The organism is Streptomyces sp. NPDC088197 (assembly GCF_044741185.1).
Classification (GTDB): Bacteria; Actinomycetota; Actinomycetes; order Streptomycetales; family Streptomycetaceae; genus Actinacidiphila.
The window spans coordinates 124,708-146,513 of sequence record NZ_JBIUSD010000017.1; the positions used below are offsets into that span (position 1 = coordinate 124,708).

The window sequence follows — 21,806 nt, forward strand, 5'->3', positions numbered from 1 at the left end:
CCCCCCCCCCCCCCCCCCGGGGGGGGGCCCCCCCCCCCCCCGGGGGGGCCCCCCCCGCCCCCTTTTCGCATGCCGTACGGACGCGCGGCTCAGGGCCTGGCGTGCTTGGCGGACTTCCCCGTCGTGCCCGTCCGCTCGGCCTTTTCCGCGTTTTCTGCCGTTCCGCCCTTTTCGGCTTTTTCGGCTTTTTCGGCCTTCTCCGCGGCCTCGGCCGCCTCCATCTCCGCGATCACGTCGATCGGCGGCGGCGCCTTCACCAGGAAGATCCAGGTCAGGTACACCGACAGCAGGAACGGCGGGATGCCGAGCGCGACCTTGACCCAGCCGAGCTGCGTCGCGTTGCCCCACCAGTACAGCGGGAAGAGGATCGCCGACTTGGCCAGCAGGATCAGGCCCCAGGCCCAGCTCGCCTTGGTGTACGCGCGCAGCCGTCCGGGATTCCGCTTCCGCCAGGACAGGTTCTCCTTGAAGATCGGCCCGAGGATCAGGCCGAGCAGCGGGAAGCCCGCGGCGGCGGAGACCAGATACGCGACGGCCAGGCCGAGCGTGTAGAGCATGCCGGGCAGATAGAAGTTCTTCGCGTTGCCCGACATCATGGCGAAGACCGCGCCGAAGGCGACGCCGAAGACCCCGCTGAAGGCGTGCTTGAGGGTGTCCTTGCGGGCCAGCCGCGCCACGCCCATCAGCACCGACAGCGCGAGGGCGGCGATGGCCGAGCTCTTGAGGTCCTTGTTGACCGTGTAGATCGCGACGAAGACCAGGCCGGGCACGGTGGTCTCCACCATGCCGCGCAGCCCGCCGAAGGCGTCGAAGAGTGCGGCCTCGGTGACCGCCCGCGACTCGTCGGTGATCCCGCCCGCGGCCTCGCCGGTGACCTCGTCGGTCCCTGTACCGTCCGTGCTCCCGCCGGGCGGCCGGGAATCCGCGCGGACCGTCTGATCCGTGTTGTCGATCGACGCCACCTGTTACTCCTGTCCGACCGGACGCAGTTCGTACTTGGGGTTGAACAGCACCGGACGACCCCGGTTCATGGAGATCCGGCCGGAGGCGATGATCCGACGGCCGGGTTCGATACCGCTGATACTGCGGCGGCCGAGCCAGACCACGTCCAGCGCGGCGGACCCGTCGAAGAGTTCCGCCTCCAGCGCGGGCACACCGGCCCGGGGACGGAGGGTGACCGTACGCAGCGTACCGGTGACGGACACTATCTGGCGGTCGGAGCAGTCGCAGATCCTCGTGCAGCCGACGGCCAGGGCGTCCTTCTGCAGCTCCTCGGAGTGCAGCTCCTCCTGCGAGGAGGACAGGCGGTCGAGCATGCGGCGGAAACGTCCCGCGGGTCGGTCCGAACGGATGGCACCACTCATATTCCCCAGGGTACCGGCCAGTCAGAGCCCGGTCATTGCCCCGAAGGGGCGGCTCCGGGAGAGCCGGGTCACTGCCGGACCGGGTCACTGCCGGACCGGGTCGCCACCGGAAGCCCGGTCACTGCTCGAAGCGGTACCCCATGCCCGGTTCGGTGATGAAGTGCCGGGGGCGGGCCGGGTCGGCCTCCAGCTTGCGGCGCAGCTGCGCCATGTAGACCCGCAGGTAGTTGCTCTCGGTGCCGTAGGCGGGCCCCCAGACCTCCTGGAGGAGCTGCTTCTGGCTGACCAGCCGGCCGGGGCTGCGTACCAGCACCTCCAGCAGGTGCCACTCGGTCGGGGTGAGGCGTACGTCCGCGCCGTCCCTGTTGACCTTCTTCGCCGCCAGGTCGACGGTGAAGGACTCGGTCTCGATGACGGCGGCGTCGTCGTCGGGTCCGGTGGGCGCGGCGCGGCGGACCGCGGCGCGCAGCCGGGCCAGCAGCTCGTCCATGCCGAACGGCTTGGTGACGTAGTCGTCGGCGCCCGCGTCCAGCGCCTCCACCTTCTCGTCGGACGCCTGCCGGGCGGACAGCACGATGATCGGCACGCGGGTCCAGCCGCGCAGGCCGCGGATCACCTCGACGCCGTCCATGTCGGGCAGCCCGAGGTCGAGGACGACCACGTCGGGGTGGCGGGCGGCGGCGACCCGCAGCGCGGTGGCGCCGTCGTGCGCGGCGTCGACCTCGTAGGCGCGGGCCCGCAGATTGATGACGAGGGCGCGGACGATCTGCGGCTCGTCGTCCACCACGAGCACCCGGTACATGTGCGTCCTCTTCTGTTCGCTCTTCTGTTCGATCTTCTGTGCGCTCTTTTGTTCGGTCATGAGACGGCCGTGGCGGGCCGGTCGGGAACGCCGGGCGCTGCGGGGGCCCCGTGCGCGGCGGGCAGCGTCAGCACCATCGTGAGGCCGCCGCCGGGTGTGTCCTCGGCGACCAGTGTCCCGCCCATCGCCTCGACGAAGCCGCGCGCCACCGCGAGGCCGAGGCCGACGCCGTTGCCGCGCGGCGCGTCCCCGTACCGCTGGAACGGCTCGAAGATGTGGTCCCTGGCGCTCTCGGGGACGCCGGGGCCGCGGTCGACCACGCGCAGTTCGACGCGGTGGCCGAGCGCGCTGGCGGCGACCAGCACCTTCTCGTCCTCCGGGCTGTACTTGACGGCGTTCTCGACGACGTTGGCGACGCTGCGCTCCAGCAGGCCGGGGTCGACGGCGACCATCGGGAGCGTTTCGGGGATGTCGAGGGCGACGCTCTGCTCGGGGACGCCGCCGAGCGCCATCGGCACCACCTCGTCCAGGTCGAGTTCGCGGATCAGCGGGGAGACGGTGCCGGTCTGGAGCCGTGACATGTCCAGGAGGTTGCCCACCAGGTGGTCCAGGCGGTCGGCGCCGTCCTCGATCCCGGCCAGCAGTTCCGCCTCGTCCTCCGCCGACCAGGCGACGTCCGCGGAGCGCAGCGAGGACACCGACGCCTTGATCCCGGCGAGCGGGGTGCGCAGGTCGTGCGAGACGGCGGCCAGCAGGGCCGTACGTATCCGGTTGCCCTCGGCAAGCTCCCTGGCTTTGGCCGCCTCGTCGGTCAGCCGCTTGCGGTCCAGCACCACGGCGGCCTGCGCGGCGAACGCCGACAGCACGCGGCGGTCGGAGGCGGGCAGGACGCGGCCGGTGAGCGCGAGGGTGAGCCGGTCGTTGACGGGCACCTCCACGTCGGCGTCCTCGGGCCGTACGCAGGGGGTGCTGCCGACGCTCGCGGCGCAGTGCCAGGCCGCGTGCTCGTCGTCCCGTTCCAGCAGCACCACGGCGTCCATGCCGAAGGTCTCCCTGACCCGTTCCAGCAGCGCTTCGAGCGAGCTCTCGCCGCGCAGGACGCTGCCCGCCAGGTACGACAGGATCTCGGCCTCCGCGCGCAGCCGCGCGGCCTGCTGGGTGCGGCGGGCGGCCAGGTCCACCACGGAGGCGACGGCGGCGCCGACGACGATGAAGATCGCGATGGCGATGATGTTCTCTGGCTGGGCGATGGTGAAGGAGTGCGTCGGCGGCGTGAAGTAGTAGTTGAGCAGCAGCGAGCCGACCAGGGCCGCGGCCAGCGCGGGCAGCAGTCCGCCGATCAGGGCCGCGGCGACCGTCATGGTCAGGAAGACCAGCATCTCGGTGGCCTGGCTCATGCCGGGGTGCCAGCGGGTGAGCAGCACCGCGAGCAGTACGGGGCCCGCGACGCCGGTCAGCCAGCCCGCCACGACCCTGGAGCGGCCGAGTTTCGCGCCCCGCGCGGAGGGCAGCCCGCGGCCCTTGGCGGCGTGCTCGTGGGTGACGATGTGGACGTCGATGTCGCCGGAGTCGCGGGCCACGGTGCTGCCGACGCCCGGCCCGAACACGTACTGCCACGCCTTGCGGCGGCTCGTGCCGAGCACGATCTGGGTGGCGTCGACGCCGCGCGCGAAGTCCAGCAGCGCGTCCGGCACGTCGTCGCCGATGACGTGGTGGAAGGATCCGCCCAGGTCCTCGACCAGGGCCCGCTGGACGGCCAGTTCCTTGGCCGAGCCGGACACCAGGCCGTCGCTGCGCACGATGTGCACGGCCAGGATCTCGCTGCCCGAGCCCTTGGCGGCCATCCTGGCCGCCCGGCGCAGCAGCGTGCGGCCCTCGGGGCCGCCGGTCAGGCCGACCACGATCCGCTCCCTGGCCTGCCACGCGGCCGATATCCGGTGGTCGGCCCGGTACTGCTGGAGGTATTCGTCGACCCGGTCCGCGGTCCACAGCAGCGCCAGCTCGCGCAGCGCGGTCAGATTGCCGGGGCGGAAGTAGTTGGACAGCGCCGCGTCGACCCGGTCGGGGGCGTAGATGTTGCCGTGCGCCATCCGGCGGCGCAGCGCCTGGGGCGACATGTCGACCAGCTCTATCTGGTCGGCCCTGCGCACCACCTCGTCCGGCACCGTCTCGCGCTGCTTCACCCCGGTGATGGACTCCACCACGTCACCGAGTGACTCCAGGTGCTGGATGTTGACGTTCGAGACGACGTGGATCCCGGCCTTCAGCAGCTCCTCGACGTCCTGCCACCGCTTCGCGTTCCGCGACCCCGGCACATTGGTGTGCGCCAGCTCGTCGACCAGCACCACCTCGGGCGCCCGCTCCAGCACCGCGTCCACGTCCATCTCCGTGAACACGGTCCCCCGGTAGTCGATCTCCTTGCGCCGGATCTCCTCCAGGCCCGCCAGCATCACCTCGGTCCGCGGCCTCCTGTGGTGCTCCACGTACCCGACCACCACGTCCGTACCGCGCTCCGCACGCCGATGCGCCTCCGACAACATGGCGTAGGTCTTCCCCACACCAGGTGCCGCCCCCAGATAAATGCGCAGCTTCCCGCGTGCCATGTCTCCATCGTCCCGCTCCGCCGCCCCCTTCGCCCGGACGGCCCGGCAGGCGCACCCTCCGACTCTAGAACCGCGCAACGGGATATTCCGGGCGCGCGGCCACCGCCGGGGCGACCTTGACGGCGTCTTGACGCCCCGAGCGGGACCGGGCGTCCACCGGATGAGGGCCCCGCCGCCTGTGCCGCAAGGTTTCCGCAAGGGTTTGGCATGCCTTCCGCCAGACGGTCGGGGAAAGCCGTCGGCAGCGGCCGGGCACCGGTCGTTGAACGTCGTTCCGACGGGGGGTTTCACCCATGTCAACGGTGAGCGGGCCGAGCGGCCCGGTCATACGCGATCCCGGACAGTGGGCCACACTGTCCGGCTGCAAAAAGGTCCTGGTCGTGGTCCACACCCTGGTCTACGGGCAGCGGCTCCAGGACGTGTTCGAGCTGCTCCGCTCCGATCTGCGGATCCACGTGATGTTCACGATCGCACCGCACGCCTTCAATCCGGGAGTTCGCCGCTTCCTCGAGGCCCTGGACGCCCAGGTGCTGCCCTGGGCCAAGGCGGTCGCCACCGAATTCGACCTCGTCCTCGCCGCGGGTTCCCAGGGGATGGAGCAACTGCGCGGTCCCCTGGTCCGCGTCCCGCACGGGGCGGGCCACATGAAGCTGTCCCGTCCGGGCGACGGGCCGCAACGCGCTGTCGGCGGGCTCGGCAGGAACTACCTGATGTGGGGCGACCGCGTCGTGCCCTGCGCGTACGCCCTCGCCCACCGCGACGACCTGGCGCTGCTGTCGCGGTCCTGCCCCGAGGCGCTGCCCATCGCCGAGGTGGTCGGGGACGCCTCGTACGACCGGATCGCGCGCAGCCTGGGGCGCCGGGACGAGTACCGCAGGGCGCTGGGCCTGCGGGACGGGGAGAAGCTGGTGCTGGTCTGTTCCACCTGGGGCCTCGGGTCGAGCTTCAACCGGCTGGAGGCACTGCTGCCGCGCCTGCTGACCGAACTGGCCCCTGAGGACGGCTACCGCAAGGCCCTGCTGCTGCATCCCAATGTGTGGGCCGGGCACGGCGGCTGGCAGGTGCGGGCCTGGCTCACGGAGAACGGTCTGGGCGCCGTCCCGCTCATCGGCCCGGAAACCGACTGGCGCCCGCTGGTGATCGCCTCGGACTTCGTCATCGGCGACCACGGATCCGTGACGCTCTACGCGACGATGTGCGACGTACCGATCGTGATGGCCAGATTCGTCGAGCAGGACGTCAATCCCCATTCGCCCGCCGCGGTGCTGGCGACCGTGGCGCCCGCCCTGTCGCCGACCCACCCGCTGTCCCGTCAACTCGCCTACGCCGAGGGCCGGTACGAGCCGCAGGCGTACCGCGACATCTCCACCCGGATCTCCTCGGAGCCCGGCCGCTTCAACCAGAACATGAGAGGTCTGCTGTACCGGTTCCTGGGACTGGGCGAACCCGCGCACGAGCCGTCCACCAGACGGCTGCCGCTTCCGGAGCCGCTGCCGACCGCGGCGGTACGGGGAGGTGACACGTGGTGACGCCGTCCGGCCACCGTCAGGTACGGGTGATGCTGCGGATTCCCCGGCCCGACGACGCCGGTTCCCCGCCGTTCGCCGCCTTCACCGACGAGCATGTGAGCGCCCGGCTGGACAGCGGGCACGATGCCCGCTGGCGGCACTGCGCCGACGTCCTGTGGGACGCCGAGGAAGCCGTCACCATGGCCGCCGCGGCCGATCGGGCCGGGGCGGTGCTCCGCGGGAGTCCCGGAGCGCGGGTGGTCTGCGTGGGGTACGGGCAGGGTCGCTGCGTGGCGGTCTGTGCCACCGCTCCCCCGCTGGCGCTGACGGCGCGGGCGGGCCTGCGAACCGCGGGCACGTGGCCCGCGGTCGCGGCGGTCGGCTCACTCCTGCACGCCTGGCTGGTGGCCCGCCTTCCGGTGGACCTGCCGGTGGGGCTGCTCGTGCACGGCCTCGGCTCGGTTCAGTTCGCGCCGGGGCCGGGGGGCCCGTCGGACGACAGGGCTGGGGACTCGGGTGGCGAGGTGCCGGTAGCGCCGCCGGGGCGGGCGACGCGCTCGGTCAGACGGTCCGCGTCCGGGGCGCCGACGCTCTCGTAGAGCCGCAGCGACCGCTCGAACGCCCGCCGGGCGTCGTCCGGGCGGTCCGACCGCTGGTACAGGAGGCCGAGCAGTTCCCACGACCGTGCTTCCCAGTGCGCGGAGCCGCGGTCGCGGAACTCCTCCGCCGCCTTGCGCAGATGGCGTTCGGCGAGGTCGGTCTCACCGACCTCGCCGAGCGCACGGCCGAGCAGCGCCAGCGCCCTGGCGGCGTCGTACGGGTCCGACGCCGTGAGCAGGTCGGCCCGTGCCCGGCGCAGCGGCTCGACCGCGTCGCCCGGCCGCCCTCCGGAGAGCGCGACATCGCCGAGGCACAGCCGGGACAGCCCGGCCCCTCTGCGGTAGCCGATCGCTTCCCTGATCCCCAGCGCCTCGGCGAACGGTCCCACGGCCTCGTCCAGCCGTCCCGCCAGGTGGTACGACTGCCCGATGCCGTGCAGCGCCTGGGCCTCCATGTACCGGTCGCCGTGCAGCCGCGCCAGGTCCAGCGCCTGGCCGAACCAGACCACGGCCTCCTCCGGGTGACCGGAGTTGCGCAGCCCCGCCCCGCCGGACGTCAGCATCCGCAACTCCCCCTGCGCGTGCCGGTCCCGGCGCGCCGCGTCGAGCCCCAGCCGGTGCGCCTCCACCCACAGGTCGTACGGGCGCAGCCGCAGGAAGAGCGGCCACATCGCGTCGGCGAGCTGCCAGGCCAGACCGTTCCACCGCGCGTCCACGGCCGTGCGCAGAGCGGTCATGAGGTGGCGCTGCTCCCGCCCCAGCCACCCGAGCGCCGCCTTCTCGGTGGCGAAACGGGGTCCCGGCTCCGCGTCCGGCGGAAATTCGTAGTCGCGGTCCAAGGTGCGGTGGGACGGGCTGATCAGCTCCTCCGCGGCCGTCGCCGTCGCCAGGTACCACTCCAGCGCCCGGCGTACGGCGGCCGTACGGACCGGCTCCGGGTCGCGCGCCTCCGCGAGGCCGCGGGCGTGCAGGCGGACCAGGTCGTGGAAGCGGTGCCGTTCGTCGCCGAGTTCCTCCAGCAGGCTCACCTCCGCCAGCGCGTCGGTCCGCCGTTCGGCGTCGGTACGGCCGAGGCCCGCCGCCGCCGCGGCGAGTTCCGGGGTGAACTCGGCGAAGGGCAGCACCCCGAGCAGCCGGTACAGGGCCGCGGAATCCTCCCTGAGAAACCGGTAGGAGGCATCGAGGGCGCTCTGCACGGCGATCCCCTCTCCGACGCGCAGCACGGTCAGCCGTTCCGCCCCGCGGTCCAGCGCTTCAGCGGTCGCGGCCAGGGGCTGTCCCGGGCGGGCGGCCATCCGTGCGGCGGCCACGCAGACCGCGAGTGCCAGGCCGCCGCACCGGTCCACCACGCGGCGGGTGGCGGCGGGTTCGGCGGCGACCCGCCCCGCGCCGAGCCGCTGGCGCAGGATCTCGGCGGACGCGTCGTCGTCGAGGAAGCCGAGGGGCTGGAAAACGGCGCCCTCAAGTCCCAAGCCGGTCAGCCGCCTTCGGCTGGTGACCGCGACGATGCTCTGCTCCGCGCCCGGCAGCAGGGGCCTGACCTGCGCCGCGGAGATGACGTTGTCCAGCATGAGGATCAGGCGTCGGCCCGCGGTGACCGACCTCCACAGCGCGGCGGCCTCCGCGAGACCGGAAGGTATCGAGTTCATCCCGAAGGCCCGCAGGAACATGCCCAGCGCCTCCGACGGATCGGCAGGGCCTTCGGGGGCGTGCCCGCGCAGGTCGGCGTAGAGCTGCCCGTCGGGGAAGTCGTCGGCCTGCCCTCGCAGCCAGTACGACACCAGAGCCGTCTTGCCCACACCGGCGGGCCCGTTGACGACGGCCACCAAGGGGCCGTCCCGCCGCTCCGCGCCGAGGCGCAACGCGTCCAGCGCCTCGAGATCGCGTTCGCGGCCCGCGAGCCGCCGGGGCCCCGCGATCAACTGCCGCGGCACAGGCAGCGCTGCGGGCACGGGAGCGGGCGCGGCGTGCCAGTGGATGTCGCCGACCGTGCCGGCCTGGACGATACCCGCCCGGTGGTCGCCGCCGACGACCGTGTTGCGGTGGTCGACGCGGACGGTCGAGACCTCGCGCGGCGCCTCGGCCTCCACCACCGCCATCCAGTGGGTCAGGTCGCGAAGGAGCGCCGGATTCCTTGAGACCGCGTCCAGCAGTGCCCGCGCCAACCCGCCCTCGCCGGTCGCCTGATCCGGTAAGTCGGCGGGCGGGTCCGGTAAAAGGGCGGCGGCCGTGGCACGGGCCGTCGTACTCGCGCGGCTCAATGCCCCTTCGATGGCGTCGAGAGTGATCGCGTCCACGGTTCGTTCCCCCGTCGCTCCAACTGGCCGCATATAGCAGATGAAGTTGTCACCCGCGCACAGTATGAGCTATTTCCGCCCCGCTACGGGCCTGGGTGGTATGGCACGGTGACGCACCGTCGTGTCATGCTCACATTTCGAGACGGTGTGACGGGTGGGGGCGACGATGGAGATTCATCTCCTGGGGGCGGTCGAGTTATCGGCGAACGGGACGGTCCCGCGACTCGGATCCGACCGCGAGCGCTGTCTCCTCGCGTCACTCGCCCTGGACGTCGGTCGGCCGGTCGCCCGCGATGTCCTGGCGGCCCGATTATGGGACGAGGAACCCCCGGAGCACGCGCGCGCGAATCTCCACACCTACATCTCCCGGCTGCGTCGCGTCATACGGGACGCGGCCGAAGCGACCGGCCGGCGCCCTGACGCCGTCATCACGCTGCGCGCGCATTCGTACACCTTGGAAGCCGATCCGGAGATCATCGACTGGCACCGGTACCTGCGACTGTCCGGCGACGCCAGGGCCGTCCACGACCCGGAGACCGGTGCGGCGGCGGGCACCGGTTCAGGCCCCGGCCAGGACGCGGAGAAGGACGCCCGTGCCTTGGCCCTGTTCGAGGACGCGGAGAGCCTGTGGGTCGGCGAGGCCCTGGCGGGGCTGCCCGGGGTCTGGGCGCACGCGGCGCGTACCGCGATGACGGAACGCCGGCTCACGGCGACCCACGCGAAGCTCGAACTGCGCATGAGGCTACGGCAGTTCGCCGACGTGGTATCCGAGCTGACGGAGCTGACCGAGGCCCATCCCATGGACGAGACGCTGGCCCGGCACCTGATGGTGGCGCTGTACGGAAGCGGTCGGCACGCCGACTCGCTCGCGGCGTTCCAACGCACCAGGCGGCTGCTCCAGGACCGGCTCGGTACCGATCCCGGCGAACGCCTCACCCACACCCACAGCCTGATTCTCCGCCAGGCTCCGCTGCGCGAACTCGTCCCCGATCTGCGCCCGGAGGAGTCCACGGGACCACCGGCCGCCCGCGGCCCGCGCAATCTGCCCCGCCGCCAGCAACTCGTCGGCCGGGAAGGCGAACTGAACCGGCTTCTCACCGCGGACGCGGCGCTCGGGACCGCGGGATCGGTCATCACCATCGAGGCGATCTCCGGCATGGCGGGCGTCGGCAAGAGCGCGCTGGCTCTCCACGCCGCCTACCGGCTCGGCGACCGGTACCCGGACGGGCAGATCTTCATCGACCTCCACACCCACTCGGCGTCCCGGCCGCCGATGACGCCCGAGGCGGGACTGACCGCGCTCCTGCGCGCGTTCGGTATCCCGCCGGGTGAGATTCCGCACGATCTTCCGGAACGTACCGCGCTGTGGCGGACCGTTCTCACGGGAAAACGTGCGGTCATCGTCCTCGACGACGCACAGAATTCGGAGCAGGTCGTACCGCTTCTTCCGGACGACAGCGCCTCACTCGTGCTGATCACCAGCAGACACCGCCTCACCGAACTCCCGTCCGCGCGGCCGATGTTCGTGGATGTTCTCCCGCTCGACGATGCGATCGGCCTGTTCCGGCGGCTTGTCGGACCCGAACGCGCGAATGACCCGGCCAAGATCGAGGCAGTGGTCAAGCGCTGCGCGCTGCTGCCGCTCGCGGTGGAAATCGTGGCCAGCCGGTTCAAGGCGCGGCCCTCCTGGAATCTCGGCCATCTCATCGAGCGCCTGTCCCGCCGACCCGGTCGTCTGCTCGAAATACGGGACGGCCACCAGGAGATGGCCGCCGCATTCGAACTCTCCTACAACGCGCTGTCCGCACCACAGCGTGCCGCCTTCCGCCGTCTCAGCCTCCATCCCGGCCCCGACTTCGGCGCGTACGCCGCTGCCGCGATCATCGACGAACCACTGGACCGCACCGAGCGGCTGATCGAGGACCTGCTGGAGTGCCATCTCCTGCAGGAACCGCGGGCGAACCGCTACCGCTTCCACGACCTGCTCGCCGAGTACGCCACGCTGCTGGCCGAGTCGGAGAAGGCGGCCAACGCCGACGCGCTTCTGCGTCTCACCGAGTACGCCCTGCGGACCGCCGACCGCGCCGACCGCCTGCTGCGCCCGCACCGCTTCCGCCTCGACCTGCCCGCACCGGCCCACCAGGTGTTCGTCCCCTCCTTCCCCGACGCCGCCGCGGCCCACGGCTGGCTCGACGAGGAGATGGAGTGCCTACTCTCCATCGAGCAGCACGCGCGCCGGGTGGGCCACACCGCCGAAGCCGCGTGGCTCGCGCACGCGCTGGCCGACTTCGCCGAGTCCGAGGGCTACTGGCACGAGGCGGTCGCCATGCACCGGGCAGCGGTCGCCCACTGGAACGCCTCCGCCTCCCCCCGCGCCGAGTCCCGCGCCCTTCTCTCCCTCGCGGCGGTCCACGCCCGCGCCAGCCAGTACCCGCGGTCCGCGGAAGCGGCCGAGCGCGCCCTCGCCCTGGCCCGCGACGCCGGTGACGACGCGACCACAGCCGAGGCGCTCAACCAACTCGGCGTTCTGCACTGGCATGTGAGTGAGTGCGAGGCGGCCGTGACCATCCTCAAGGAATCTCTGGAACTGAGGGGCGACGACCGGTGGAACCGGGCCAGGACTTTGAACAACCTGGCGATCGCCTATCTCCACATGGGTGATCACAGGAACGCGTTGGAATCATTCACCCGCTCGCTCCAGGACATGCGCCAATTGGGCGACTTGCGTCTGGAATCCAGATTACTGAGCAATATCGGAGACCTTCGGCGCCGGGCGGGTGACATCGAATCCGCGAGAACCGCCTTCCAGGAAGCGCTCGCCTTGAACAACGATTCCGGGAGCGAGGCCGACCGGGCGACCATTCGCATGAATATCGCGACCACCATGAGAATTCCCGAGGAATTCGACGCCGCCGTGGACATGCACACCTCCTCCCTGGCCGCCTTCCGCCGCCTCGGGGACCGCAAGAACGAGGCGAGCGCGCTCAACGGACTGGGGACCGTGTACCGGGAAGCGGGCCGCCACGCGGAGGCCGCCATCCATCACGACGCCGCACTCCGCCTGGCTCGTGAACTGGGCGTCGGCGACGACGAGGCCGCCGCGCTCCGCGGGCTCGGGATCGCCGCGGGCGCGGCCCGCCAACTCGGAAAAGCGAGGGAGTACTTGGAGGCGGCGGCCACAGTGGCCCTCCGCATCCGCGTACCGGACGAAGAAGCGCTCGCCTGCGACGCGCTCGCCGGCCTGCTCCTCGACGACGGGCGTCCGGAGGAGGCACGGGGCCTGTGGCGGCGCGCACTCGCGCTGTTCGAGCCATTCAACGACATGGCGGCAGAGCGAATTCGCGAAACCCTGATCAGGATTGACCGAACTCGGTCAAATCGCTGGCAGAGAGAAGCATGATAGCGCACCGCGACCCCGGCCCTGGCATCTGCTAATTGGCATATGCCAGCACGTTTCGAATGCTTGCGCGCACCCAATGCGATCACGCAGGATCTTGCCCTCCAATAGATTCAACGGAACTTGAGGGCATCACGCATGCGGGTCAACTTTGCCGCCATTGTCGTCGGCTTGGTCATAATCACCTTGCCCGGACAGACCGCGGAAGCGAATTCAGCTCCGCGCGGCGGCCACACCGTCAGCGCCCACGCCTTCGCCGGGCAGACGCCCTCCGCCGGATCAACCGCGGGCCGGTTCCACGAGGACGTCTGCATGCCCATGTGACCGGCTTCCCTCGGGCCCCTGAGAACGGCTCACGGCGGGCTCTGGAGGGTGAAGGGGGCGCCTTCGGGGTCGGTGAGGGTGGCGGTGCGGCCATGGGGGGACGGGTGGGCGGGGTGGATGACGTGGCCGCCGAGAGCCGTGACGCGGGCGGCGGCGTCATCGACGTCCGCCACGGCGAAGTGGGTCGTCCAGTGGGCCCCTCGGTCGCGCGGGACGCGGGAGCCGACACCGTGGATCGCGGCGACGGGGTGGCCGCCGACGCGGAGCAGGACGTCGTCGGAGTCGGAAGCGGCGTCTTCGGCCTCAAGACCGAAGACGGCCTCGTAGAACTTGCCGACGAGCGAGGCGTCCCGCGTCACCAACTCGCTCCAGGCGAGGGTGCCGGGCTCGCCGGTGGCCTCGGCGCCGCCGAGGAGTCCGCCCTGCCAGACACCGAAGACGGCGCCCGAGGGGTCGACGGCGAGGGCGAGCCGTCCTTCGTCGTTGACCTGGAGGGGGCCGATGCCGACGGTGCCCCCGCATTCGCGGACCAGTTCCGCGGTCTCGTCGACGTCGTCGGAGGCGAGCATCGTGGTCCAGGCGACCGGCCGGTGCGGCTCCGGCGCCCCCTCGCCGATACCCGCGATGCGGCGGCCGTCCAGCTCGGCGAGGGCGTACGTGCCCAGTTGGGGCGGTCCCGGTACGAACTCCCAGCCGAACAGCGCGCCGTAGAAACTCCGCGCAAGGTCGGCCCGGTGCGCCATGAGGCTGACCCAGCAAGGGGTGCCAGGTGGGCGACGGTTCGGTACCTCGGTCATGGCTACGGTCTCCTGGCGGGCAGCCGGCACGGCGTGCCCCGCCGGTCGGGAATGGTGTGGCACAGCCGATCGTCGCACCACCCGGAGCGGCGCGCGCCGTGACCGCGCCGCATTCATCACCCTGGTGCCGCGCGGCAACCGAAATGTCATGTCGCTTCCGTTTCGCGGCCGTTGCCGTACGGTGTCCCGCCGTACGGCGGCTACGACCGGTCGACCACAATGTGCGTATGGAACCCCTCATCTCCGTGACCGAACTCGCTTCCGCCGCAGAGCGGGACGGCGTCACCGTCCTCGATGTGCGCTGGCAGCTCGGCGGCCCTCCCGGCCACCCCGCCTACCTCGAAGGCCACGTGCCCGGCGCGCGGTACGTCGACCTGGACGCCGAACTGGCCGGGCCCGCCGGGGCCCGCGGACGGCACCCGCTGCCCGACCCCGAGGAGTTCGGCGCCGCCATGCGCCGGGCCGGGGTGAGCGGCGACCGGGACGTCGTCGTGTACGACAACTGGCAGGGCTGGGGCGCGGCCCGCGCCTGGTGGCTGCTGCGCTGGGCCGGGCACACCCGCGTACGCGTCCTCGACGGCGGCCTCGCGGCCTGGACCGCGGCCGGACACCCGCTGAGCCGGGACGAACCCGCGGGGGGCGCGGGGGACTTCGTGCCCGCGACCGGCGCCCTGCCGCTGCTCGACGCGGCCGGGGCGGCCGACCTCGCCCGCCGCGGGGTGCTCCTCGACGCCCGCGCGCCCGAGCGCTACCGCGGCGACTCGGAGCCGATCGACCGCGTCGGCGGCCACATCCCCGGCGCCGTCAACGCACCCACCACGCAGAACACCGGCGCCGACGGCCGGTTCCTGCCCGCCGCCGAACTCACCGACCGCTTCACCGGGTTGGGCGCAGGGCCGGACGCCGAAGTGGGCGTCTACTGCGGCTCGGGGGTCTCCGGCGCCCACGAGGTCCTCGCCCTCGCCGCGGCCGGGATCCCGGCCGCGCTCTACGTCGGCTCCTGGAGCGAATGGTCCGCCGACCCGGCCAACCCGGTCGCCACCGGCCCCCAGCCGGGCTGACCCCAGCGACACTCCCTACCAGGCCCGGGCAGGGCCCCGTACCGGCCGCACGCGACCCGGTAACACGCGAGCCGCCGCACAACGCGTCAGGGGCAGCCACCAAGGTGGCTGCCCCTGACGGCCGTCGGCTCCCGGTCTGTCCAAGCCGCGCGCCACACGCGCTACTCCTGCTTCTTGCGCCTGCTCCCGAACACGATCTCGTCCCAACTCGGCACCGTGGCCCGGCGTCCGGGGCGGACCCCGTCGGCCTCGGCCTGGCGGTCGGTGGTGCCGACCAGACGGTCGCGGTGACCGGCGACGGCGCGCGGCATCAGGACGTCGGCGTAGGCGGACCCGGCGCTGGCGGCCGGAGCCGCCTCTTCCTCGGTCTCCTCCTCCGGCTCCACGGCGGGCACGACGTCCGGAGGACCCGGCGGGCCCGGCGGAGGCGCGGGCACGACCATGTCGCCGCGGAAGTTGGGCACCGCTTCGAGCAGGCTGGTCAGCGAGTCGCGCTCCTCCGGCTCCGGCCGGTCCTCGGCACGGGCCTCGCGGTCGGCGCGGTCCGGCCGGTCAGGCCGTTCCAACTGCCGGTCGAGGGCCCGGTCGAGAGGCCGGTCGCGCGGCAGGCGGGCGATCCTGGGCACGAAGGGGAAGCTCGGTTCCTTCGTGCTCTCCTGCTGCGCGGCGTTCTCACCGATCAGCGCCCTGGCCTCGTCGTCGACGGCCGCGACCAGGCGGCGCGGCGGGTCGTAGGTCCAGCTCGCGGAGTGCGGTTCACCGGCCACCCGGTAGACCAGGAGGACTTCCCACGTGCCGTCGTCGCGGCGCCAGGAGTCCCACAGGACGGTGTCCTTCTCCGCGCCGCGCAGCAACAGCCGCTCGGCGACGGCCTCGCCGAGCTGGGGCCCGGTGCTCTCGCCCTGGCGGCGTACGGGCGTCTTCCTGGCCCGCTCGGCCATGAAGGCGCGCTCGGCCAGGACGGGACCCTCGAAGCGCCGTACGCGCTCGACCGGGATGCCGGCCATCGACGCGACCTCTTCCGCCGACGCACCCGCACGTATACGTGCCTGGATGTCGCGGGGCCGCAGATGGCTCTCGACCTCGATCTCGATCTGTCCGAGACGGGCCCGGTCGTTGCGGACGGCGGCGCGCAGCCGTTCGTCGATGGGGAGTGTGTATTCCGTGCTGTCGGCAGCCTTGAGCACCAGTCGTGTGCCGTCATTGCTGACGGCCACAACCCGCAGTTCGGGCACGGTTACCTCCCGGGTGGTGCCTGCCGACGTCACGTGCGTCGCTGCTCCCGTTGGACGAGTGTGGCCTGCCCGGGTGCAGCGTGCCACAACCTTGCAGAGTTACCCGGCGTGTCGGGGTGACACGGTGACACGCCGTTATGGGACGGTGGTCGATTGGCCACTCAGCGTGACCGATCGCGGCACCCCGGGACGAGTGCCGTCGGGCTCCCCTCCCGCCGTTCCGGACCAGCTACCGACCACCCGGACGGGCAACCGGGAGCCAGGATTCGCCACGGTACTCCATTTGGGCCAGCGGGGTGGGCTGCCGCGCCGTCGAATCTGGGCCAGGAGCGCGGGAGTTGAGTGGCACGGCTCACACGAAAGGGTTGCGCGCCGAGTGCAAATGCGGACTTTCCCGCATGAAGCGACTACGAGCCCAGCACCCGCCGGAGGTAGTCGTTCGTGAACCGCCGGTCCGGGTCCAACCGGTCCCGCAGCGCCGTGAATTCGCCGAAGCGCGGATAGGCCGAGGCGAGGTATTCCGCGTCGCGGGTGTGCATCTTGCCCCAGTGCGGGCGCCCGCCGCGCGCGGTCATGATCCTCTCGACCGCGGTGAAGTACTCCTGGTAGCGGCTGCCCCGGTACATGTGCACCGCGATGTACGCGCTGTCCCGGCCGGACGCCGTCGACAGCGCGATGTCGTCCGCGGGCGCGACCCGTACCTCCACCGGGAAACTGATCCGCAAATCGGACCGCTCGACCATCGCCTTCAGCTCGCGGATCGCGTCGACCGCCGCCTCGCGCGGCACCGCGTACTCCATCTCCACGAAGCGCACCCGGCGCGGGCTGGTGAAGACCTTGTACGGGATGTCGGTGTACGAACGGGCCGACAGGGCGCGGCTGGAGAGCTTGGCGATGCCGGGGATGACGGCGGGCGCGGCCCTGCCGACCACGCAGGCGGCCTGGAAGACGCCGTTGGACAGCAGCTCGTCGTCGATCCAGCCGCGTACGGCGGGGACGGGCGCGGCCGGGCCCTGGCTGCGGTTGTTCCGCTTGGTGTTGCAACTGTCGGTGTGCGGGAACCAGTAGAACTCGAAGTGCTCGTTCTCCGTGGCGTGCTGCTCGAACTCCGCCATCACCCGGTCGAACGCCATCGGCTCCTCGCGCGCGGTCAGCAGGAAGACCGGCTCGACGGCGAAGGTGACGGCGCTGACCACGCCGAGCGCGCCGAGCCCGATCCGGGCGGCGGCGAAGACGTCGGGGTTCTCCTCGGCCGAACAGGTCAGCACCGAGCCGTCGGCGGTGACCAGTTCGAGCGCGGTGATCTGGGCGGCGATCGAACCGGAGTCACGGCCGGTGCCGTGCGTGCCGGTGCTGGTGGCGCCCGCCACCGTCTGCTCCATGATGTCGCCCATGTTCGTGAGCGACAGGCCCTCGGCGGCCAGCGCCGCGTTCAACTGCTTGAGCTGGACGCCCGACTCGACGGTGACGGTGCCCGCCGCGCGGTCGATGGCGCGGATCGCGGTCAGCCCCTCGGGGCGGATCAGCACCCCGTCGGTGGCCGCCGCGGCGGTGAAGGAGTGCCCGGAGCCGACCGCCTTCACCGGCAGGCCGTCCTCGGCGGCCCGCCGCAGCACGGCCGCCAGTTCGCCCACGGAGGCGGGCGCCACGGCCCGCGCCGGCCGGGCGGAGACGTTCCCCGCCCAGTTACGCCACGCCTTCTGTTCGGCCCTGCTTGTCGTGCGTGCCGTACTGCCCGTCGTGCTCATCGCGCGGCCCCTCCCGCTCCGGCGCCGGCTTGAGCCGGCGATACCCGAGAAACGCCACCGCCACGGCGAGGACCGCCGAGGCGGCGGGCACCGCGAAAGCCGCCGACGCCCCGTGCGAGTCGATCACCCGACCCGCCACCGAGGCCCCTGCGGCGACCCCGACCGCCATCCCCGTGGAGGTCCACGTGATGCCCTCGGTCAGTTTCGTCCGCGGTACCAACCCTTCGATCAGGCCCATCGCGGTCACCATCGTCGGAGCGATGGTCAGGCCCGAGAAGAACAGCGCCACGGCCAGAAACGGCAAGTTTCCGACCAGTAGTGGCGGGATCATACTCACAGTCATCAACGCGATGCCCAGCAGGAACCTCCCGGTGGGCGTCCCGCGCGGGGTCATCAGCCCGAAGACCAGCCCGGCCAGACACGATCCCAGGGCGTAGGTCGCCAGCACCAGACTGGCCAGCGCCTTGTGCCCGCGCTCGTCCGCGAAGGCCACGGTGGCCACGTCGACCGCGCCGAACAGCGCCCCGGTGCCGACGAAGACGCCGGTGACCACCAGCAGCCCCGGCTCGCGCAGCACCGACCGGTCCGAGAGGCGGTCGCGCGGATGCGGCGGCGGCTCGGTGGCGTGCTGCGCGGTCAGCAGCAGTACGCCGGTGCCCAGGAAGACCGCGGCCAGCAGCGGGCCCGCCTCCGCGAACCAGGCCGTGCACAGCCCGATCGACAGGATCGGCCCGAGGATGAAGACGATCTCGTCCACCACCGACTCGAAGGAGTAGGCGGTGTGCAGGAGTTCGGGAGAGCCGCGGTGGATCCGCGACCAGCGGGCGCGCACCATGGCGCCCATGCTCGGCGTGCAGCCCGCGCCGACCGCGCACACGAAGTACACCCAGTCCGGCGAACCGGCCCGCACCGCGATCAGCAGGGCCGCCACCGACAGCACCGTCACGGCGCTCGCGGGACGCAGCACCCGCCGCTGTCCGTACCGGTCGACCAGCCGGGAGATCTGCGGTCCGATCGCCGCCCCCGACAAGGCCAGCGCGGCGGCGAGCGCGCCCGCGAGCCCGTACCTCCCGGTGACCTGGGAGATCATCGTCACGATGCCGATGCCCAGCATGGACAGTGGCATCCGCCCGATCAGCCCGGCGGCGGAGAACGCCTTGGTGCCGGGAGCGGTGAAGATCGCGCGATAGGGGCTGGACAAGGGCGCTCCCGGCGGCGTCGCCGAATTCTCGGTAAGGAACGTAGCTGGCGCGTACAGCTTACGAGTCCGCGCAACCGAATTGTGCCGCGCGGCGCCCCGGATTCCACCGCGCGGAGGGCGCCCGCGGCGGCCACCGCGAGCCACCGCGTGACCGGGCGCACCCGCCCGGGGAGGCGGAGCGCGGCGAGATCGTCGCGGGGTGGCAGGATCGATGACATGTCCGATCAGCCGCCTCAGCGCGACCCCCACGACGCCGGGCCGTACGACGCCCTGCTGCTGCTCTCCTTCGGCGGCCCCGAGGGACCCGACGACGTCGTGCCCTTCCTGGAGAACGTCACCCACGGCCGGGGCATCCCCAAAGAGCGGCTGAAGGAGGTCGGGCGGCACTACTTCCTCTTCGACGGCGTCAGCCCGATCAACGCGCAGAACCGCGAACTGCTCGACGCGCTCCGCAAGGACTTCGCCGGGCACGGCCTCGACCTGCCGGTCTACTGGGGCAACCGCAACTGGGCGCCGTATCTGACCGACGCCCTGCGGGAGATCGCGCGGGCGGGCCACCGCCGGGTCCTGGTGCTGGCCACCAGCGCCTACGCCTCGTACTCCGGCTGCCGGCAGTACCGCGAGAATCTGGCCGCCTCGCTGGCCGTGCTGGCCCGGGAGGGCCTCCCGGTGCCGCGGGTGGACAAGTTGCGGCACTACTTCAACCACCCCGGCTTCGTCGAGCCGATGACCGAGGCGACGCTGGCCGCGCTGGACGCGCTGCCCGCGGACGTACGCGACGGCGCCCGGCTCGCCTTCACCACGCACTCGATCCCCACCTCGGCCGCCGACACCTCGGGACCCGTCGAGGGCCACGGCGACGGCGGCGCGTACGTCGCGCAGCACCTGGACACCGCCCGGGTGATCGCCGACGCGGTACGCGCCGCGACCGGCGTCGACCGGCCGTGGCAGCTCGTCTACCAGTCGCGCAGCGGCTCCCCGCAGATCCCGTGGCTGGAGCCGGACATCTGCGACCACCTCGAGCAGGCGCACGCGCAGGGCGCGCCCGCGGTCGTCATGGTGCCGATCGGCTTCGTCTCCGACCACATGGAGGTGAAGTACGACCTGGACACCGAGGCCGTCGCGAAGGCCGCGGAGCTGGGGCTGCCGGTCAGCCGCGCCGCGACCGTCGGCGCCGACCCGCGCTTCGCCGCCGCGGTGCGCGACCTGGTGCTGGAGCGGGCCGCGACCGAGCGGGGAGCGGCCCCGGCGCGCTGCGCGCTGGGCGCGCTCGGCCCCAGCCACGACATCTGTCCCGCGGGCTGCTGCCCGGCCAGGACCCCGCTGCCCGCCGCCGCCGGAACCGACTGACCGGTACCGACCGGAGCCGGGCGGCGGGACACGACCGACAGGTACCGACCCCGCCCGGAGACCGGCTGTGACCGGAACCGACTAAGGAGCCCCCCGTTGAGCCCCACCCCCGACGCGTCGTCGACCGAGCCCGCCGCGCTGCTGGAGATCGCCCTGGAAGCCGCGCGCAGGGCCGGTGAGCTGCTGCGCGACGGCCGCCCCGCCGACCTGGGCGTGGCCGCCACCAAGTCCAGCCCGATCGACGTCGTCACCGAGATGGACATCGCGGCCGAGAAGCTGATCACGTCCTACATCAGCGGTCTGCGCCCCGACGACGGCGTCCTCGGCGAGGAGGGCGCGAGCAGCGAGGGCACCAGCGGGGTGCGCTGGGTGATCGACCCGCTCGACGGCACGGTGAACTACCTCTACGGCCTGCCGTCCTGGGCGGTGAGCATCGCCGCGGAGGTGGACGGCGAGGCGGTGGCCGGTGTGGTGGCCGCCCCGATGCGCGGCGAGACGTACCAGGCGGTACGCGGCGGCGGCGCGTTCGTCAACGGCGAGCGGGCCCGCTGCCGTCCGGCCCCGGCCTTCTCGCACGCGCTGGTCGGCACCGGCTTCGGCTACCTGTCCGAGCGCCGGGCGGCGCAGGCGACGGTGGTGAGCGCCCTGCTGCCGCGGGTCCGGGACATCCGGCGCGGCGGCTCGGCCGCGATCGACCTCGCGGACGTGGGCTGCGGGCGGCTGGACGCGTACTTCGAGTGCGGCCTGAACCCCTGGGACTTCGCGGCCGGGGCGCTCTTCGCCCGCGAGGCGGGCGCGCTGACCGGTGGACGGCCGGGAGAGACCGCCTCGGGCGAGCTGACGGTCGCGGCCCCCGGCGGCCTCTTCGAACCGCTCCAGGAGCTCCTGGACGGCTTGGGCGCCTGGCACGACTAGAGCCGTCGACACGGCGGCGGGGGCGGCGGGCCGGACCGTGGCGTTCGCCGCGCTCGTAGGACCCCGCGGGGCTCGCAGCGCTCCCAGCGCGTGTCACGCCGACCATCCGATGAGCGGCTGATATTCGCGCGTAGACATGCGAACGCCCCGGCACCTGTGAGGTGTCCGGGGCGTGCGGCTCGGGGTCAGCCGGTGTGGATCAGGCGACCTTCGGCCGTACGTCCACGCCGTTCTCCGACGCGAGTCGGCGGAGGTCTTCCAGTTCCGCCTGCTCGACGTCGGCGAGGAAGTCGTCGCCTGTCTCCCGGGCCCGGCGCAAATCGGTCTCCGTGCTGTGTATGCGCTGGAGGATTCCGGTGGTGAACGCGTCCATTAGGCGCCCCCTCGTCGTCGTCGTTGACACGGGGTGTGTCAAGCCAGGTACCACGCGAGGGAAACGCGTGGCGAGGCGTGGTGGGTGGGTGTGCAGTCGTCTTGCCCAACCGCTTCGGAGCGGAAACCTCCGTCGGCCGGAGGAATATTCCGTCGTCGGTCCCTTACCGCCGATTTACGGTCCTCAGGTGCAGGATGGTGGAGCATTCGCACAGCTCATGCCGTTCCGGCCG

General features: G+C 72.2%; 16 protein-coding genes. 5 read left to right on the top strand and 11 right to left on the bottom strand.

Going from position 1 to position 21,806, the window contains the following annotated elements; all coding sequences use genetic code 11:
* Positions 1–89: 89 nt before the first annotated feature.
* From ACIOC1_RS30470 to ACIOC1_RS30485, 4 genes are all read right to left on the bottom strand, one after another.
* The gene (locus ACIOC1_RS30470; protein ID WP_401857171.1) at positions 90–851 is read right to left on the bottom strand and encodes a DUF3159 domain-containing protein; all 762 of its coding nucleotides are present in this window, start codon (positions 849–851) and stop codon (positions 90–92) included.
* 114 nt (positions 852–965) lie between these two features.
* Entirely contained in the window at positions 966–1,364 is a 399-nt protein-coding gene (locus tag ACIOC1_RS30475; protein ID WP_188282613.1) for an OB-fold nucleic acid binding domain-containing protein, read from the bottom strand.
* 118 nt (positions 1,365–1,482) lie between these two features.
* The gene (locus ACIOC1_RS30480) at positions 1,483–2,166 is read right to left on the bottom strand and encodes a response regulator (RefSeq protein WP_401857173.1); all 684 of its coding nucleotides are present in this window, start codon (positions 2,164–2,166) and stop codon (positions 1,483–1,485) included.
* 56 nt (positions 2,167–2,222) lie between these two features.
* Positions 2,223–4,769 (bottom strand): DUF4118 domain-containing protein, encoded by a 2,547-nt coding sequence (locus tag ACIOC1_RS30485; RefSeq protein WP_401857144.1) that lies wholly within the window; start codon positions 4,767–4,769, stop codon positions 2,223–2,225.
* Positions 4,770–5,062: 293 nt separating this feature from the next.
* Here ACIOC1_RS30485 and ACIOC1_RS30490 point away from each other — a divergent pair, with 293 nt between their 5' ends.
* The gene (locus tag ACIOC1_RS30490) at positions 5,063–6,298 is read left to right on the top strand and encodes a hypothetical protein (RefSeq protein ID WP_401857146.1); all 1,236 of its coding nucleotides are present in this window, start codon (positions 5,063–5,065) and stop codon (positions 6,296–6,298) included.
* 442 nt (positions 6,299–6,740) lie between these two features.
* Here the strand turns inward: ACIOC1_RS30490 and ACIOC1_RS30495 are convergent, their stop codons facing one another.
* The gene (locus tag ACIOC1_RS30495; RefSeq protein WP_401857148.1) at positions 6,741–9,173 is read right to left on the bottom strand and encodes a tetratricopeptide repeat protein; all 2,433 of its coding nucleotides are present in this window, start codon (positions 9,171–9,173) and stop codon (positions 6,741–6,743) included.
* Positions 9,174–9,339: 166 nt separating this feature from the next.
* Here ACIOC1_RS30495 and ACIOC1_RS30500 point away from each other — a divergent pair, with 166 nt between their 5' ends.
* Positions 9,340–12,573: an AfsR/SARP family transcriptional regulator gene (locus ACIOC1_RS30500; protein ID WP_401857150.1), complete on the top strand. Its 3,234-nt coding sequence runs from the start codon at positions 9,340–9,342 to the stop codon at positions 12,571–12,573.
* 110 nt (positions 12,574–12,683) lie between these two features.
* Here ACIOC1_RS30500 and ACIOC1_RS30505 read toward each other — a convergent pair whose 3' ends face one another.
* Positions 12,684–12,890: a hypothetical protein gene (locus ACIOC1_RS30505; protein WP_401857152.1), complete on the bottom strand. Its 207-nt coding sequence runs from the start codon at positions 12,888–12,890 to the stop codon at positions 12,684–12,686.
* Positions 12,891–12,923: 33 nt separating this feature from the next.
* Entirely contained in the window at positions 12,924–13,691 is a 768-nt protein-coding gene (locus ACIOC1_RS30510; RefSeq protein ID WP_391163847.1) for a VOC family protein, read from the bottom strand.
* Between the two features lie 227 nt (positions 13,692–13,918).
* Between ACIOC1_RS30510 and ACIOC1_RS30515 the strand changes: the two genes are divergently transcribed.
* Positions 13,919–14,752: a sulfurtransferase gene (locus tag ACIOC1_RS30515; protein WP_401857155.1), complete on the top strand. Its 834-nt coding sequence runs from the start codon at positions 13,919–13,921 to the stop codon at positions 14,750–14,752.
* Between the two features lie 161 nt (positions 14,753–14,913).
* On the opposite strand, the gene sepH is transcribed toward ACIOC1_RS30515, so the two are convergent.
* The 3 genes from sepH to ACIOC1_RS30530 form a co-directional block, all read right to left on the bottom strand.
* Positions 14,914–16,020, bottom strand: a complete 1,107-nt coding sequence (sepH, locus tag ACIOC1_RS30520; protein WP_355338482.1) for a septation protein SepH — start codon at positions 16,018–16,020, stop codon at positions 14,914–14,916.
* A gap of 374 nt (positions 16,021–16,394) precedes the next feature.
* Complete coding sequence (locus ACIOC1_RS30525) at positions 16,395–17,735, bottom strand: D-arabinono-1,4-lactone oxidase (RefSeq protein WP_355338479.1); 1,341 nt, start codon at positions 17,733–17,735, stop codon at positions 16,395–16,397.
* Positions 17,674–18,936 carry an MFS transporter gene (locus ACIOC1_RS30530; RefSeq protein ID WP_391048896.1) on the bottom strand — a complete coding sequence of 421 codons (1,263 nt, stop codon included), beginning with the start codon at positions 18,934–18,936 and terminating at the stop codon, positions 17,674–17,676. The genes ACIOC1_RS30525 and ACIOC1_RS30530 overlap by 62 nt, the downstream gene beginning before the upstream one ends.
* Positions 18,937–19,152: 216 nt before the next feature.
* Between ACIOC1_RS30530 and ACIOC1_RS30535 the strand changes: the two genes are divergently transcribed.
* Together ACIOC1_RS30535 and ACIOC1_RS30540 are read left to right on the top strand one after the other, a co-directional pair.
* Positions 19,153–20,286, top strand: a complete 1,134-nt coding sequence (locus tag ACIOC1_RS30535; protein WP_391163845.1) for a ferrochelatase — start codon at positions 19,153–19,155, stop codon at positions 20,284–20,286.
* Positions 20,287–20,382: 96 nt separating this feature from the next.
* Positions 20,383–21,201 carry an inositol monophosphatase family protein gene (locus tag ACIOC1_RS30540; RefSeq protein ID WP_401857158.1) on the top strand — a complete coding sequence of 273 codons (819 nt, stop codon included), beginning with the start codon at positions 20,383–20,385 and terminating at the stop codon, positions 21,199–21,201.
* Between the two features lie 199 nt (positions 21,202–21,400).
* On the opposite strand, the gene ACIOC1_RS30545 is transcribed toward ACIOC1_RS30540, so the two are convergent.
* Positions 21,401–21,574: a hypothetical protein gene (locus ACIOC1_RS30545; protein WP_188282026.1), complete on the bottom strand. Its 174-nt coding sequence runs from the start codon at positions 21,572–21,574 to the stop codon at positions 21,401–21,403.
* Between the last annotated feature and the right edge of the window lie 232 nt (positions 21,575–21,806).

Coding starts and splice junctions, on each gene's coding strand:
- ACIOC1_RS30475 (WP_188282613.1), bottom strand. CDS start 1,364: ATGAGTGGTGCCATCCGTTCGGACCGACCCGCGGGACGTTTCCGCCGC.
- ACIOC1_RS30480 (WP_401857173.1), bottom strand. CDS start 2,166: ATGTACCGGGTGCTCGTGGTGGACGACGAGCCGCAGATCGTCCGCGCC.
- ACIOC1_RS30485 (WP_401857144.1), bottom strand. CDS start 4,769: ATGGCACGCGGGAAGCTGCGCATTTATCTGGGGGCGGCACCTGGTGTG.
- ACIOC1_RS30490 (WP_401857146.1), top strand. CDS start 5,063: ATGTCAACGGTGAGCGGGCCGAGCGGCCCGGTCATACGCGATCCCGGA.
- ACIOC1_RS30500 (WP_401857150.1), top strand. CDS start 9,340: ATGGAGATTCATCTCCTGGGGGCGGTCGAGTTATCGGCGAACGGGACG.
- ACIOC1_RS30505 (WP_401857152.1), bottom strand. CDS start 12,890: ATGGGCATGCAGACGTCCTCGTGGAACCGGCCCGCGGTTGATCCGGCG.
- ACIOC1_RS30510 (WP_391163847.1), bottom strand. CDS start 13,691: ATGACCGAGGTACCGAACCGTCGCCCACCTGGCACCCCTTGCTGGGTC.
- ACIOC1_RS30515 (WP_401857155.1), top strand. CDS start 13,919: ATGGAACCCCTCATCTCCGTGACCGAACTCGCTTCCGCCGCAGAGCGG.
- ACIOC1_RS30525 (WP_355338479.1), bottom strand. CDS start 17,735: ATGAGCACGACGGGCAGTACGGCACGCACGACAAGCAGGGCCGAACAG.
- ACIOC1_RS30535 (WP_391163845.1), top strand. CDS start 19,153: ATGTCCGATCAGCCGCCTCAGCGCGACCCCCACGACGCCGGGCCGTAC.
- ACIOC1_RS30545 (WP_188282026.1), bottom strand. CDS start 21,574: ATGGACGCGTTCACCACCGGAATCCTCCAGCGCATACACAGCACGGAG.